The 14,798-nt window shown below is 49.7% G+C and carries 15 protein-coding genes and 1 tRNA gene; 14 read left to right on the top strand and 2 right to left on the bottom strand.

Features of this window, described 5'->3' with window-relative positions:
* Positions 1–83 precede the first annotated feature (83 nt).
* From HQ50_RS00230 to nqrF, 12 genes are all read left to right on the top strand, one after another.
* Complete coding sequence (locus HQ50_RS00230; protein WP_039427468.1) at positions 84–812, top strand: cell division ATP-binding protein FtsE; 729 nt, start codon at positions 84–86, stop codon at positions 810–812.
* A gap of 17 nt (positions 813–829) precedes the next feature.
* Positions 830–2,170: an aspartate kinase gene (locus HQ50_RS00225; RefSeq protein WP_018965769.1), complete on the top strand. Its 1,341-nt coding sequence runs from the start codon at positions 830–832 to the stop codon at positions 2,168–2,170.
* Positions 2,171–2,198: 28 nt separating this feature from the next.
* Complete coding sequence (gene lysA / locus HQ50_RS00220) at positions 2,199–3,347, top strand: diaminopimelate decarboxylase (RefSeq protein ID WP_039427466.1); 1,149 nt, start codon at positions 2,199–2,201, stop codon at positions 3,345–3,347.
* A complete protein-coding gene (gene menA / locus HQ50_RS00215; protein WP_039427464.1) occupies positions 3,337–4,224 on the top strand; it encodes a 1,4-dihydroxy-2-naphthoate octaprenyltransferase in 888 nt (295 codons plus the stop codon). The genes lysA and menA overlap by 11 nt, the downstream gene beginning before the upstream one ends.
* A 91-nt stretch (positions 4,225–4,315) precedes the next feature.
* A complete protein-coding gene (locus HQ50_RS00210) occupies positions 4,316–4,696 on the top strand; it encodes a BlaI/MecI/CopY family transcriptional regulator (RefSeq protein ID WP_080733590.1) in 381 nt (126 codons plus the stop codon).
* 33 nt (positions 4,697–4,729) lie between these two features.
* A complete protein-coding gene (locus HQ50_RS00205; RefSeq protein ID WP_039427463.1) occupies positions 4,730–6,046 on the top strand; it encodes a TonB family protein in 1,317 nt (438 codons plus the stop codon).
* A gap of 973 nt (positions 6,047–7,019) precedes the next feature.
* Positions 7,020–8,375, top strand: a complete 1,356-nt coding sequence (gene nqrA / locus HQ50_RS00200) for an NADH:ubiquinone reductase (Na(+)-transporting) subunit A (protein WP_039427461.1) — start codon at positions 7,020–7,022, stop codon at positions 8,373–8,375.
* A gap of 30 nt (positions 8,376–8,405) precedes the next feature.
* Positions 8,406–9,605, top strand: coding sequence for an NADH:ubiquinone reductase (Na(+)-transporting) subunit B (gene nqrB, locus HQ50_RS00195; protein ID WP_018965761.1), 1,200 nt, complete (start codon positions 8,406–8,408; stop codon positions 9,603–9,605).
* A gap of 23 nt (positions 9,606–9,628) precedes the next feature.
* A complete protein-coding gene (locus HQ50_RS00190; RefSeq protein WP_018965760.1) occupies positions 9,629–10,363 on the top strand; it encodes a Na(+)-translocating NADH-quinone reductase subunit C in 735 nt (244 codons plus the stop codon).
* Between the two features lie 5 nt (positions 10,364–10,368).
* Complete coding sequence (gene nqrD, locus HQ50_RS00185) at positions 10,369–10,998, top strand: NADH:ubiquinone reductase (Na(+)-transporting) subunit D (RefSeq protein WP_018965759.1); 630 nt, start codon at positions 10,369–10,371, stop codon at positions 10,996–10,998.
* 38 nt (positions 10,999–11,036) lie between these two features.
* Positions 11,037–11,651 carry an NADH:ubiquinone reductase (Na(+)-transporting) subunit E gene (gene nqrE, locus HQ50_RS00180; protein WP_039420223.1) on the top strand — a complete coding sequence of 205 codons (615 nt, stop codon included), beginning with the start codon at positions 11,037–11,039 and terminating at the stop codon, positions 11,649–11,651.
* An 18-nt stretch (positions 11,652–11,669) separates the two neighbouring features.
* Positions 11,670–12,908 (top strand): NADH:ubiquinone reductase (Na(+)-transporting) subunit F, encoded by a 1,239-nt coding sequence (gene nqrF / locus HQ50_RS00175; RefSeq protein ID WP_039419496.1) that lies wholly within the window; start codon positions 11,670–11,672, stop codon positions 12,906–12,908.
* A gap of 264 nt (positions 12,909–13,172) precedes the next feature.
* On the opposite strand, the gene HQ50_RS00170 is transcribed toward nqrF, so the two are convergent.
* Positions 13,173–13,244: transfer RNA gene (locus HQ50_RS00170), tRNA-Met, on the bottom strand.
* A gap of 345 nt (positions 13,245–13,589) precedes the next feature.
* Here HQ50_RS00170 and HQ50_RS00165 point away from each other — a divergent pair.
* The gene (locus tag HQ50_RS00165) at positions 13,590–13,856 is read left to right on the top strand and encodes an HU family DNA-binding protein (protein WP_018965756.1); all 267 of its coding nucleotides are present in this window, start codon (positions 13,590–13,592) and stop codon (positions 13,854–13,856) included.
* Between the two features lie 189 nt (positions 13,857–14,045).
* Complete coding sequence (locus HQ50_RS00160) at positions 14,046–14,621, top strand: outer membrane beta-barrel protein (RefSeq protein WP_018965755.1); 576 nt, start codon at positions 14,046–14,048, stop codon at positions 14,619–14,621.
* A 7-nt stretch (positions 14,622–14,628) separates the two neighbouring features.
* Here HQ50_RS00160 and HQ50_RS12415 read toward each other — a convergent pair.
* On the bottom strand, positions 14,629–14,798 hold a 170-nt coding region (locus HQ50_RS12415; protein ID WP_152566828.1), incomplete at its 5' end, for a DUF1661 domain-containing protein.

Below are 14,798 nucleotides of genomic sequence, written 5' to 3'. Positions count from 1 at the left end.
CCGAGTCGCTCGGCGGGACTATCCTCCACAGTTTATTCTTAACTTTGCTAAGAAATAGCCTATAAAAACGATTGGAAATTAGTATGGCCGATAAAGCTCTTGTAGTGGAGATGAGAGATGTGACGCTCTGTCAGGAGGAAAACGTCATCTTTCAGAATTTGAATCTGTCCCTTTCTGCCGGCGACTTCGTCTATCTGATCGGCTCTGTCGGTTCGGGAAAGAGCACTTTGCTGAAGGCTTTGTATGCCGAGGTACCTATCTCCGCCGGTTATGCCCGCGTCATAGATTACGATCTGGTGAAGCTGAAACGGAAGCACCTGCCCTATTTGCGCAGAAAATTGGGTATTGTGTTTCAGGATTTCCAATTGCTGAACGGACGCACCGTTGCGGAGAATCTGGATTTCGTTTTGCGGGCTACGGATTGGAAGAACCGAGCCGACCGCGAGCAGCGTATCGAAGAGGTTCTGACCCGTGTGGGAATGACCCGAAAGGCTTATAAGCGACCGCACGAGCTCTCCGGAGGCGAGCAGCAGCGCGTAGGTATCGCCAGGGCATTGCTGGCGAAGCCTGCTTTGATCCTGGCCGACGAACCTACGGGCAATCTCGATTCGGAGACCGGATTGCAGATCGCCTGTCTGCTCTATGAAATCAGCAAGCAGGGCACTGCAGTACTCATGAGCACGCATAATAGCAGTCTGCTGTCGGATCTGCCGGCAAGGACTTTGGCCGTCCGCAAGAATGGAGATGCCTCCTCTTTGGTGGAGCTGGGGGCAGATGCTGCTACTTCAAGAAAAAATACGGAAATAGATTAGCACGATAAGATCAGGAATTGAAAGTTCTCAAATTTGGCGGTACGTCTGTAGGAGATGCTGAGCGTATCCGCAGTGTTGCCCGACTGATTACTTCGGTAAAAGGCAGAAAGATTATAGTCCTTTCGGCAATGGCCGGAACGACCAACTCGCTTGTCGAAATAGCTTCGCACCTCGTCAAACGCAATGTGGCACAGGCCAAAGAGGTGGTGCAGGTGCTGCGAGAGAAATATCATCGCGAAATAAATGCGCTATACAAGCGTCCCGACACCCTGAGCACAGCCATGAAGGCCGTCGACTCCATCCTCGACTCCCTGGATCATATGTGCGACGTGGAGGGCTTCACCCTCTTCGAGGAAAAGCGTGTGCTGATCCTCGGCGAGCTGATGAGCACGGCCATGATGCAGATCTATTTGCAGGAGATGGGCGCAGTGGTAGCCATGCTGCCGGCTTTGGATTATATGCGCACCGACAAGAATGCAGAGCCGGACAAAGACTATATCCGGAAGCATCTCTTGCCGATGATAGAGGCTCATCCGGATGAGGATATGCTGTTCCTGACGGAGGGTTACATTTGCCGGAATGCTTTCGGGGAGATCGACAATCTCCAACGTGGCGGCAGCGACTACACGGCTTCTCTGATCGGAGCGGCAGTAAATGCCGATGAGATTCAGATATGGACGGATATAGACGGCATGCACAACAACGACCCCCGTGTCGTGGACGTTACGGCACCCGTTCGCCGTCTCCATTTTGAAGAAGCTGCGGAATTGGCCCACTTCGGAGCCAAAATCCTCCATCCCACCTGTATCAAGCCGGCCAAGGAGAAGAATATTCCGGTACGTCTGCTCAATACGATGGATCCCGATGCGCCCGGTACGCTGATTTCGCTGGATACCGAAAAGGATTGCATCAAGGCCGTTGCAGCCAAGGATGGCATCACGGCTATCAAGGTGAAGAGCAGCAACAAACTCCTTTCATGGCACTTTATGCGCAAGCTCTTCGAGATATTCGAGTTCTACCAGGAGCCTGTGGATATGGTCGCTACGAGCGAAGTGGGCGTTTCCCTGACCATCGACAATGACAAGAATCTGCCCGATATTGTTCGTGCCTTGTCCGACATCGGAGATGTGACGGTCGATAAGGATATGGTCATCATCTGCATCGTTGGCGATATGGAGTGGGACAATGTGGGCTTCGAGGCTCGTATCATCAATGCGCTCAAAGGAGTGCCGGTTCGGATGATTTCATACGGTGGGAGCAATTACAACGTCTCGGTACTCGTCAAGGCGGAAGACAAGAAAAAAGCACTGATAGCATTGAGCAACAAGCTCTTCAATTCACGTGCGACAAAAGCCTGAGGCTTCCCCTGCCACTTCCTGCTTTTCAATGAAAACACCTTTCTATTTTTATGATCTGACGCTCTTGGACAAGACGCTCGCTGCGCTTTCCCGGAGTGCAGTAAGCCATGACGTTGTCGTTCACTATGCGCTCAAGGCGAACAATCACCCGCGCATTTTACAGACGATTGTCGCAGCCGGCTTCGGGGCGGACTGTGTGAGCGGGGGAGAGATCGAAGCGGCTATCGAGGCAGGCTTTCCCACTTCCGATATTTTCTTTGCCGGGGTAGGCAAAAGTGATGAAGAGATCTTGCTCGCTTTGGAGGCGCGGATAGGTGCTTTTGTCGTGGAGAGTGCTCCTGAGTTGCTGAACATCGAACGATTGGCTGCATCGAAGAATAGCATCGCGCCCATATTGCTTCGGCTCAATCCGGAGGTCGATGCGCATACGCACAGCCATATAACGACAGGATTGGCAGAAAATAAATTCGGTCTTTTGCCCGAAGATGCACTCGCACTGATGCCCCACATTTTACAGTCCGGATCATTGGCATGGAGAGGATTGCACTTCCATATCGGATCGCAGATACGGTCGGCCGAGGTTTTTGAGGAGCTATGCGAAAAGACCAATCGCATCCTTGCTTCTTTCCGTACGGCCGGCTACTCCCCTGACATCATAGATATGGGAGGCGGGCTTGGTATCAATTATGACGAGCCGGAGGCCGAGCCTATACCTGATTTTGCCGCTTATATCGAGCGGTATCGACGGATGATAGAGACCGGTGAGGCCCGGCTGCATATCGAACCCGGGCGTTCGGTGGTCGCACAATGCGGCAGTCTGATCACTCAAGTGCTCTACATCAAGGAAGGAAAGACCAAGAAGTTTGCCATAGTGGATGCCGGTATGACCGACCTCGTTCGTCCGGCTTTGTATGAGGCGCATCACCAAATCCGGTTGGTGCAACCCGGAGAATGGGCGATGTGTGCGACTTATCCCTCAACGGCTCTGACAGAAAAATACGACGTAGTCGGTCCCATCTGCGAATCCAGCGACATATTCGAGCGCGAATTGCTCATGCCCGAACTCAAGCGCGGCGATTATCTGGCTATTCGTTCGGCCGGAGCATATGGAGCCGTGATGGCTTCTTCCTATAATATGCGTCCGCTACCGGGCTGTCTTTTCTCAGATGAGCAATAACGAATCCCCCTCTCGCCTCAGGGCTTGGCTTGCACTGCTTCGCCCCCATACGCTGCCGGCATCTGTCAGCCCCGTCGTTGTAGCCATAGCTTATGCCATAGCCGATGGCAATTTTCGCTGGATGCAGGCTGTTTTGGCCTTGATAGTAGCCATGTCTGCCCAAACGGTCAGCAATATAGCCAACGACTGGTTCGACTATAAGAAGGGTGCGGATACCGATCAGCGTGTAGGCTTCGATCGGGGGATCTCCAAAGGTTGGTTGTCGGAGCGGCAGGTTCTCGCAGCTCTTTTCTCTTTTCTTTTTCTGCTCGGCCTTAGCGGTTTTCTGCTTTGTGCCATTAGCAACTGGTGGCTGCTGCTCGTGGGAGTTGTTGTAGCCATCGGGGCTTTGTCGTATAGCGCGGGTCCTTATCCTTTGGCCTATCATGGATTGGGCGAAGTGGCAGTCTTTATTTTTTTCGGTCTGATCCCGGTCCTCTTCACCTATTACGTCCAGGCCGGAAATTTCCCCGCCGATCTTTGGCATTTGGGCGCAGCGATGGGATTTGCCGGAGTCAATATCCTCATCGTGAACAACTATCGGGACTATGAAGAAGACCGCAAGAGCGGCAAGCGTACTATCCTTGTGAAGAAAGGACGCGACCTCGGCCCCAAGCTCTATCTCGCCTGCGGTCTGCTTTCCATGATGGTGCTTTATCCTTTCTTCTCGGCCGGCGGTTTGCTGCTTCTGCTGCTCTATCTTTCTTTTTTCATGACCAATTACCGCCGTCTTCTCCGAGAGGAGGGTGCGGCGCTGAACGCACTTCTTGTCCGTACGGCCAAGGCCCTTTCTCTTTTGGCTCTCGTCACGATAGCCATGCTTTTCCTTGCTCGATAAATATATCTGCGAAATTTTCGTAGAAAAGGCTTGCGCACTTACGAATTATTCGTATGTTTGCGGTGTAACAATGTATTAGCAAAAGAAAAGTATGCCGAAGGAGATCGAACGACTGACCGCTATAGAGGAAGATACGATGAATATCATCTGGCAATTGGGGACGTGCAACGTCCGTCAGGTACTGGCCGAAGTGCCGGAGCCTAAGCCTCCTTACACGACCCTTGCATCGGTATTCAAAAATCTGGAGCGCAAGCACTATATCAAACCGTTTCGTGACGGGAAAACCTACCAATATCGTATCTGCATCTCTCGCGAAGAGTATGCTACGCGAACCATGCACCGCATGGTGGACAACTACTTCACGGGCAGCTATAAGCATCTGGTGCAGTTTTTTGCCGCCGGTAGCGATATTTCCGTGAAGGATCTGCGCGAAGTGATCGATATGATCGAAAAAGGAGAGGAAAGCGAGTAGGGCCTCGGTTCATTCAAACTATTAGAACGCACTATGTCATACACCCTTGTCTTATATATGGTAGTGGCTTCTCTCGGACTGGCTCTCTTCTGGATATTCGAGAGGCTGATGATCCATGGCAATACGCACTGTCGTCTTCGTCGTGCTTACTACTTGGGAGGATTCGTCTCGGTAGCCATCTTGCCTTTCCTGGGCTATTTCCTTCCCTCTTGGCCGGGCTTATTTGTCCAAAACAGGTCGGTCGGGATGGAGATACTCCGTTCCATCGAGATTGTATTGCCCGAGGCTTTGGTCAGAACGGCGGGGACGGATGCTATTCCTGCCGTCTCGCCTCTCCTTCGGGGCCTGTTCTTGGCTTGGTTACTTGGCATAGGTGTACTGCTGATTCGTTTCGGTATCCGCCTCGGTTCCCTCCTGTGTCTTATTCGCGGTGCCGAACGGGCAGAGATAGAGGGTGTACCGGTTTACTTTGCGCCTCGCGTCAGGACGCCGTTCAGCTTCCGGGGACGTATTTATCTTCCGACCGATCTGCGGTCATACCCTTCTGTGCGGAATATTCTCATCCACGAACAAGAACATACCCGAGCAACGCATTTTGTCGATCTTTTGATCGCCGAAGTGGCATGTATGCTGTTTTGGTTCAATCCGTTTGCTTGGGCTTTGAAGCGCGATATGCAGCGCAATTTGGAGTTTTTGGCCGATCGGGCTGTGCTCCTCAGTGGTGCGAGCAGACGCGAATACCAATATGAATTGTTGGGATTTACGATGGAGGTCGCGGCCGGACCTCTGTGTAGTTCTTACAACATAAACGACTTAAAAGAAAGAATTAGAATGATGAACAAAACGAAATCCAATCGTGCGGCCGGAGCCAGGTATCTTGTCGCACTCCCGTTGGCTGCCCTTATGCTGCTGAGCGGTAAATGGCTGTGGGCAGGCAATGCCGTATCCGAAGTCCGGGAAGTGGTCGCTGCCGTTGCGAGCGATCCCGCCCCCTTGTCTGATGCTCCTGACATGACCCTGCAGCAGGACGAGGATCCTGTGTGTTCCGAGCTAGATACTCCACCATCTTTCCCCGGGGGAATGTCCGAACTGATGCACTTTCTGAGTAAGAACTTAAAATATCCGGAACAATCTGCAAAGAACAGCATCCAAGGTCGAGTTGTGGTCTCGTTTATTGTCGAAAAAGACGGCAGACTGACTAACATACAAGTGGAAAAAAGCGTAGCACCCGAATTGGACGCAGAAGCCGTAAGAGTGATTTCAGCTATGCCGAAGTGGAGTCCCGGCAAGCAAAAGGACAAGAAAGTCCGTGCGAGGGTAACCCAACCAGTCATATTCCGCCTGAAATAAGCTCTTAGAAACTCTCAGAAAACATAGCTCTATCCAATCGTGCCCTAAGCCGAAAAAGGTTTAGGGCATTATTGTGATCGGTCGGACTTTACCACCCTTGCGGAGATAAAAAGACCGATGGCTCCGAGAGTTTTATTTGTCGTGCCAAAAGATTGTGCGGCGCAGTTCTGAAAAACGTGGAGCGAGAAAATTTTGCTTTTGGAGGCCTTTGAAAAAAATTATTGCTCCCCCTCTCATTTTTTCAGAGGACTATATCGATTTACTCCTCGCCGTCAGATTGTTTTTTTTCAGGCCGGGAAAAGTTTCTCCGACAACAGACAAAAATAAATTATCCGGCCGGAAAATCTCTAAACAAAGACTTCGTATATATAAACGAAGTCTTTGTTTATATATTTGAAAGCTTCATTTATGTATCCGAAACCTTTGAATAAAGAATTGCACCCTGATTTTTCAACTTTTCCCTACTGCAGAAAAAACTTTTTCCGGCCGGGAACGTCATTTATTTTTATTGCTGTGACCTGTGTGCCGTGTACAGAAGAGGGGTCTGCTTCGTGATCAATTACAGTGTTTTCTCTAAAATCCGTTGTCGGTTTACACTCCTTACTCCTTAAAACGGCTTTCGGTTGATAACAGCCCAATACACCCTTTGCCGGGCAGTCATTTTGAGGTGCAGTTTGGGCAAGATTCGGAGGAGATTCTCCCCCGGGGGGCCGGCAAGGAGCTTTTCGCTTCCGAGAGGATGATTTGCACCGGGAGGAAGTGCCCGGTGCTGTTTCTAAAGTGCTGATTTGTGGCTTTTTGCAGTTGTCAAACAGCGTGAAAAACTTTCTTTCGACAAAGACCTGTGGAATATGGGTGCAAAAGGTCGGAAAAAACTATGTGGAAATTTTTCCTCAAATGCCTCCATACTTATAGGTATATATAGGGGAAAAAGCTACTTTTGCGACACAAATTGGAATAATAATTCTGTGTCATGGCAAAAGTTATAAAAATAAAAAAAGGCCTTGCACTTAATCTGAAAGGCAAACCGCTGCCGGAAATGCTGCCGGAACCGGCCAAAAGCCCGACTTACGCGGTTGTACCCGATGATTTTCAAGGTGTTATCCCCAAGGTGACGGCTCGTCCCGGGGATAAGGTGCGTGCCGGCTCAGCACTGATGCACCACAAGGCATACCCGGACATGAAGTTTACCAGTCCGGTGAGCGGCGAAGTAGTCGCGGTAAATCGCGGTGCCAAGCGCAAGGTGTTGAGCATCGAGGTAAAACCGGACGGACTGAACGAATACGAATCATTCTCCGTCGGAGATCCGGCATCCCTCTCTGCCGAACAAATCAAAAGCCTCCTCCTCTCAAGTGGTATGTGGGGCTTCATCAAGCAGCGTCCTTACGACATAGTGGCTACACCGGACATCGCTCCGCGCGACATTTATATTACTGCCAACTTTTCTGCTCCATTGGCTCCGGACTTCGACTTCATCGCCCGCGGGGAAGAGCGTGCTCTGCAGACTGCTATCGACGCCTTGGCCAAGCTTACGGCCGGCAAGGTCTATGTGGGGCTGAAGCCGGGCTCGTCTCTGAGCTTGCGCAATGCAGAGATCGTAGAAGTGCACGGCCCTCATCCGGCAGGAAACGTGGGCGTGCTCATTAACCATACCAAACCGATCAATCGGGGCGAAACGGTGTGGACGCTCAAAGCCACCGACCTGATCGTGATCGGACGCTTTCTGCTTACGGGCAAAGTCGACTTTACCAGAATGATTGCCATGACCGGTTCAGACGCTGCTGCTCACGGATACGTCCGCATTATGCCGGGTTGCAATGTTTTTGCTTCCTTCCCTGGCCGACTGACAATAAAAGAATCTCACGAGCGTGTGATCGACGGCAATGTGCTCACCGGAAAGAAGCTCTGCGAGAAAAGCCCCTTCCTCTCTGCCCAATGTGACCAGATCACGGTCATCCCTGAAGGAGACGATGTGGACGAGCTCTTCGGCTGGGCTGCCCCCCGTCTGGATCAGTACAGCATGAGTAGAGCTTATTTCTCATGGCTACAGGGCAAAAACAAGGAGTATGTGCTCGATGCGCGTGTCAAAGGTGGCGAGCGCGCTATGATCATGAGCAACGAGTACGATCGTGTTTTCCCCATGGATATCTATCCGGAGTATTTGCTTAAGGCTATTATAGCATTCGACATCGACAAGATGGAGGACTTGGGTATATATGAAGTAGCTCCGGAGGACTTTGCCACTTGCGAATTTGTGGATACCTCCAAGATCGAACTCCAGCGCATCGTGCGCGAGGGCTTGGATATGCTCTATAAGGAAATGAATTGACGAATCCCTCACACTCTAAAGCATAAGACATTGAAAGCGTTAAGGAATCAACTGAACAAACTGAAGCCCCATTTTGAAGAAGGCGGCAAGCTCCACGGCCTGCACTCCGTCTTCGACGGCTTCGAGACCTTTCTCTTTGTGCCGAACAGGACATCGCAGCATGGTGTGCACGTACACGATGCCATCGACAGCAAGCGCACGATGATCGTCGTGTGTATGGCTCTCCTGCCTGCCCTGCTCTTCGGTATGTATAATGTGGGGGTACAACACTATATGGCCATCGATGCTCCTGTAGTATTCTGGCCTGCTTTCCTCTTCGGACTTCTCGCCGTACTGCCTAAGCTCATCGTCTCCTATGCCGTTGGTCTGGGGATAGAGTTTACTATAGCTCAGTATAGAAAAGAAGAGATCCAAGAGGGTTTCTTGGTGTCGGGTCTGCTTATCCCGATGATCGTGCCGGTGGATACTCCGCTGTGGATGATAGCAGTGGCAACGGCCTTTGCCGTGGTTTTTGCCAAAGAAGTGTTCGGTGGTACGGGGCGCAACATATTCAACGTGGCTCTCGTGACGCGCGCCTTCCTCTTCTTCGCCTATCCGGCAGCTATGAGCGGCGATCAGGTTTTTGTCCGCACGGCTGACACCTTCGGCCTCGGCGCAGGTCCGGTGGCGGATGGGTTCTCCGGTGCTACACCTTTAGGTCAGATAGCTACCGCCGGTGCCAATATGCCGGAAATTCATAATGTGGTGGGCAATCCCTCTTCCCTGATGGATGCTTTCCTCGGTTTTATCCCCGGTTCCATAGGCGAAACCTCTACTTTGGCTATCCTGATCGGAGCCATCCTCCTGATATGGACAGGGATTGCCAGTTGGAAGATCATGCTGAGCGGTTTGGTGGGAGCCTCTGCGATGGCTCTCGTATTCAATGCCATCGGCACGACAGCTGCTATGCAGATCACGCCCCTGATGCACATTGTCTATGGCGGTTTTGCCTTCGGATTGGTCTTTATGGCTACCGACCCCGTCACCTCTGCCCGCACGGAGAAGGGCAAGTGGATCTTCGGCTTCTTCGTCGGTCTGATGGCCGTATTCATCCGCGTGCTCAATCCGGGGTACCCTGAGGGTATGATGCTTGCGATCCTGCTCATGAACGTATTTGCCCCGCTTATCGACTATTTCGTGGTGGATAGCAACATCAAGGCGCGCAAAGCACGTATGCTCAAGAAATCCTAACCGCTAAACATTTCGATAAAGACATGAATAGAGATAAAAACTCATATACCGTTCTCTATGCCTCGGTGATGGTTATTGTCGTGGCGGTTTTGCTGGCTTACGTCTCTCAGTCATTGGGCGACAGACAGCGTGACAATGAGAAGATAGACAAGATGCAGCAGATCCTCCGCTCGGTGAATGCCGGGACAGAGGATAAGGGCAAAGTGATAGCTCGATACACGGATGTGATCAAGCAAGAGCTGCTCATCAATCAGGATGGTACAGTGGCTAAGACTTTCGAGGGCGAGCAATTAGCCCAAAACGAAGCTTTCACACTCAATACACGCAATGCTTTCAAGCTGGCTGCCAACGATCCAAGCGTCTCTCTCCCCCTCTATATTGCTGAGGTGGAAGGCCGGACGAAATATATTGTCCCGATGAACGGTGCCGGTCTCTGGGGGCCGATCTGGGGGTACATTGCGCTGAATGATGATTGCAACACGATATTCGGTGCGGACTTCAGTCACGAAGGTGAAACGCCGGGATTGGGAGCCGAAATCACTCGTACGGAGTTTTCCGGCCAGTTTATCGGCAAAGAAATCTTCAAAGAGGGCGAATTCAGATCTGTTGCCGTAGTCAAGAAAGGCCAGAAGGCCGAAGGAAAGGACTATGTGGATGGTATTTCCGGCGGTACGCTTACGAGCGATGGAGTGAATGAGATGCTCATATCCTCCCTTCGTCCTTATGCACTATACCTAATGAACAATGTAAAAAAATAAGGGCTATGTCACTTTGGAATAAAAAGAATAAGGAAATTCTTCTCGGGCCGCTAAGCAGCAACAATCCCGTTATCGTGCAGATGCTCGGTGTCTGTTCTGCATTGGCCGTAACGGCCAAGCTACAGCCGGCTATCGTCATGGCCCTGTCCGTTACTGCTGTAATGGCATTTGCCAACGTTATTATTTCACTCTTGCGCAATACGATCCCCGGGCGTATCCGTATCATTGTTCAGCTCGTAGTGGTTGCTGCCTTGGTGACTATCGTGAGTCAGGTGCTGAAAGCATTTGCTTATGATGTGAATAAGCAGTTGTCCGTTTTCGTTGGTCTGATCATTACGAACTGTATTCTGATGGGACGTCTGGAGGCTTTTGCCTTGGCCAATCGTCCTTGGGAGTCTTTCCTCGATGGCGTTGGGAATGGACTGGGATACGGATGGGTTTTGGTTATCATCGCTTTCTTCCGCGAACTGCTCGGTTCCGGTACGTTGCTGAACATGCAAATCATTCCCAAGAGTTTCTATGAACTGGGCTATGTCAATAACGGTCTGATGATTCTGCCTCCGATGGCTCTGATCACCGTGGCGGTTGTCATCTGGGTACACCGTGCCCGCAACAAGGATTTGCAAGAGAACTAAGTAGACACGCCTGACAATCAATTAAGACAGTATCAATTATGGATTACATAAGTACGTTTGTCCGCTCGATATTCGTGGACAACATGGTTTTCGCCTACTACTTGGGGATGTGCTCTTTCTTGGCCGTTTCCAAGAATGTGAAGACCTCTATCGGACTCGGAGCTGCAGTTACGTTCATTCTGGTCTGCACCCTGCCTATCAACTATCTGCTACAGAACTATATTTTCAAGGCCGGCGCACTTTCTTGGCTCGGACCCCAATATGCCGAGGTGGATCTGAGCTTCCTCTCGCTGATCATCTTTATTGCGGTAATTGCATCGTTTACACAGCTCATAGAGATGGTGGTCGAGAAGTTCAGCCCCTCCCTCTATGCATCGCTGGGTATCTTCCTTCCCTTGATAGCTGTGAACTGCGCTATCCTCGGTGGATCGCTCTTCATGCAGCAGCGCGAATTTATCAATGTCGGGATGGCTACCGTCTATGGATTCGGCTCCGGTATCGGCTGGATGCTGGCCATCGTCGGTATGGCTGCCATACGAGAAAAACTGGCATATTCGAATGTTCCCAAACCATTGAGAGGGTTGGGTATCACCTTTATTATCACCGGTCTCATGGGTATTGCTTTCCTGAGCTTCTCCGGCGTGAAACTCTAAAAAGAACGAAGTAGAAATATGAGTACAGTAATTATTACCAGTGCAGTCGTATTCCTGCTGCTCACGCTGATTCTGGTTGTCGCCCTGCTTTATGCCAAGAGCAAATTGGTTCCTTCCGGCAATGTGACGATCACCGTGAACGATGAACGCAAGATGGAAGTCCCTCTTGGCGGTACTTTGTTGAATACGCTTCAAAATCAGGGAGTATTCCTTTCTTCGGCTTGTGGCGGTGGCGGAAGCTGCGGTCAGTGTCGCTGTCGTGTCGTCGAAGGCGGTGGCGAGATTCTCCCGACGGAAAAGGGATTCTTCTCTCGCAAAGAACAGAAGGATCATTGGCGACTATCATGCCAGACGAAAGTGAAGGAGGATCTTAGCATCGTTATTCCCGAAGAAGTCTTCGGTGTCAAAGAATGGGAGTGCGAAGTGCTCTCGAATAAGAATGTCTCCACTTTTATCAAAGAGTTTGTGGTGAAGCTCCCCGAAGGCGAGACCATGAACTTCAAGAGCGGTAGCTATGCCCAGATCAAGATCCCGAAATACAATATTCGCTATGCCGACTACGATATTCAGGATCGCTTCCGTGGCGACTGGGACAAGATGGATGCATGGTCATTGACCTGTAAAAACGAAGAAGAAACCGTTCGAGCTTATTCAATGGCCAACTATCCGGCTGAAGGCAATATCATTACGCTCAACGTTCGTATCGCTACTCCTCCATTCGACAGGGCTGCCAATAAGTGGAAGTCCGGTATCAAGCCCGGTATTTCCTCTTCATATATTTTCTCACTGAAACCCGGAGATAAGGTGATGATGAGTGGCCCGTATGGAGACTTCCATATTCAGGATACGGATGCCGAGATGCTTTATATTGGCGGTGGTGCCGGTATGGCTCCTCTGCGTGCACAGATTCTGCATCTATTCCGCACACTGAAGACCGGTCGTAAAGTTTCTTATTGGTACGGTGCTCGTTCCAAAAACGAGATTTTCTACGAAGAAGACTTCCGCGAGATCGAGAGAGAATTTCCGAATTTCAAATTCCATATCGCTCTTTCCGATCCGCAGCCGGAGGATAATTGGACAGGCTATGTAGGCTTTATCCACCAAGTAATCTATGACAACTATCTGAAGGATCACGATGCTCCGGAGGATATCGAGTACTATATGTGCGGCCCGGGTCCGATGGCCAATGCGGTGAAAGGTATGCTGGAAAACCTTGGTGTACCGCGCAATATGCTCTTTTTCGACGACTTCGGATAAGTTTTTCCGGCAAATTCGATTTATCATTCATTGGAGAGACTGCTTCCCTTGGGATGGCAGTCTCTCTTTTTTGTTTAGTAAGATGCTATCATGGGATAGTTTTTAAAAAAAGGATATAAGTCCGGAAAATGCTCCCTGTCGGATCAAGCAAAGTTCCGCAGTGTTGAATCAGGCCTCATGTCTCTCTTTCTTTCTTGGCCTTGGCGTACAAAAAACAAGAGACTGTCCGGACATTACGTCTATGGACAGCCTCTTTCTCTCTAGTTGCGGAGGCAAGACTCGAACTTACGACCTTTGGGTTATGAGCCCAACGAGCTACCACTGCTCCACTCCGCGATCAATTGTGGCACAAAGGTAATGCTTTTTGTCTAATAACCAAACGGAAAAAGATTTCTATATTGCCAGCACCCATTTTGATTCGCTGGTATCAGTCTCGAAAAATTTAGGGCACTATTGCAATCATTCCCACTAATAGCAATTTTTTTTCTCTAAAATGCACCAGAAAAGGCTAAATTCCTCTTGAAATCATTGCGCGGAAAAAAAAATCGTTACTTTTGGCTTGTTCATTTACCCATAGCTCTGAGAGAGAATCTCGTCGTTGTTTGTGACAAAGAAGATAAACTTACGGGGCGGTGATATGATCTAACTAAATTTTTTGTCTAACTAACTAATCGTGAAAAGATGAACAAGACAGATTTTATTGCAGCTGTAGCTGAAAAGGCCAACCTCACCAAGGCTGATGCCCAGAGAGCAGTAAATGCATTTGCAGATGTTGTAAAAGAGCAGATGGCCGCCGGAGAGAAAATTGCTCTTATCGGATTCGGTACTTTCTCTGTAAGCGAGCGTGCTGCACGCAAAGGCATCAATCCTAAGACGAAAAAGTCTATTTCTATCCCTGCTCGTAAGGTAGTTCGCTTCAAAGCGGGTTCTGCTTTAGACCTCAAGTAATTCGCATTTCGTGCTAAATACAACGAAGCTACTGTGCCCTATAGCGGTGGCTTCGTTGTATGTTAATATGGTATATGCAGCGAACAGTCTTGCCTTATGGAAGGGGAGACTGTTCGCTTTCATTTTTTGAAGCAGTTCGCATTAGGCGACAATTCATGAATAAATTTTTTCCGAAGACAAATCAATAAGATGCAGATGAGAACATTTCGTGTCGTTGTGATCGTTTTGCTGATCGTTTCTTCTTGGATGACGCTTATAGCGCAAAACAACAGTTGGTGGGTGGGCGTCCATGCCGGACGCGAGTACTTCAACAACACAAGTGAGGATATGAAGAAAGGATGGAATACCGGAGTAGTCCTGCGCTACTACTTCTCCGATCGAATATATTCTTTGGCTACAGTCAATTATGGATTCACTTCTTCTTTATCCCCTTCCGGCTATTTCGATGAGCTTGGTAATACTCCTGACGCGCGCTTCAGGCGCCATAGTATTTTGCCGGCAGTGGGGTTAGGGTATGAATTTCTCCAAGGCGATTTTTATTCGTGCTATGCTCAGGTAGGCATTGGTTACGGAATGGAATTTAATACAGTGTCCTATCCACAAGAGTCTGATGTTTCCGTAAAACGTTTTGGTTGGTTGGGAGAGTTGGGGGGCGATTATTTTCTTCACGACAATTTGTCACTTGGTATCTCTGTTGCACACTTGCGTGTGGGGTGGAGAAACAATTGGACGGCCAACGTCAAGTTGTCGATACTGCTTTTTTAGGATTGCTCTAGAAAACCCTTTTTTCAGACGTAAGTCTATCCCCTCTAATGATGATGTCTTCACTTTTGGTGCTTAGCTCTGTCATATCCATTTTGGTTTGAAAAATTCGGTGTATTTGGGGCTGTAAAACGTGGTCTGAGAAAAATTTTGTTTTGGTGCGGGAGTTGAAAAAATCTC

This window comes from Porphyromonas sp. COT-052 OH4946, from assembly GCF_000765965.1.
GTDB classification, from domain to species: Bacteria; Bacteroidota; Bacteroidia; order Bacteroidales; family Porphyromonadaceae; genus Porphyromonas; species Porphyromonas gulae.
The sequence above is the reverse complement of the archived record's forward strand: the minus strand, read 5'-3'. Positions and strand labels throughout refer to the sequence as shown.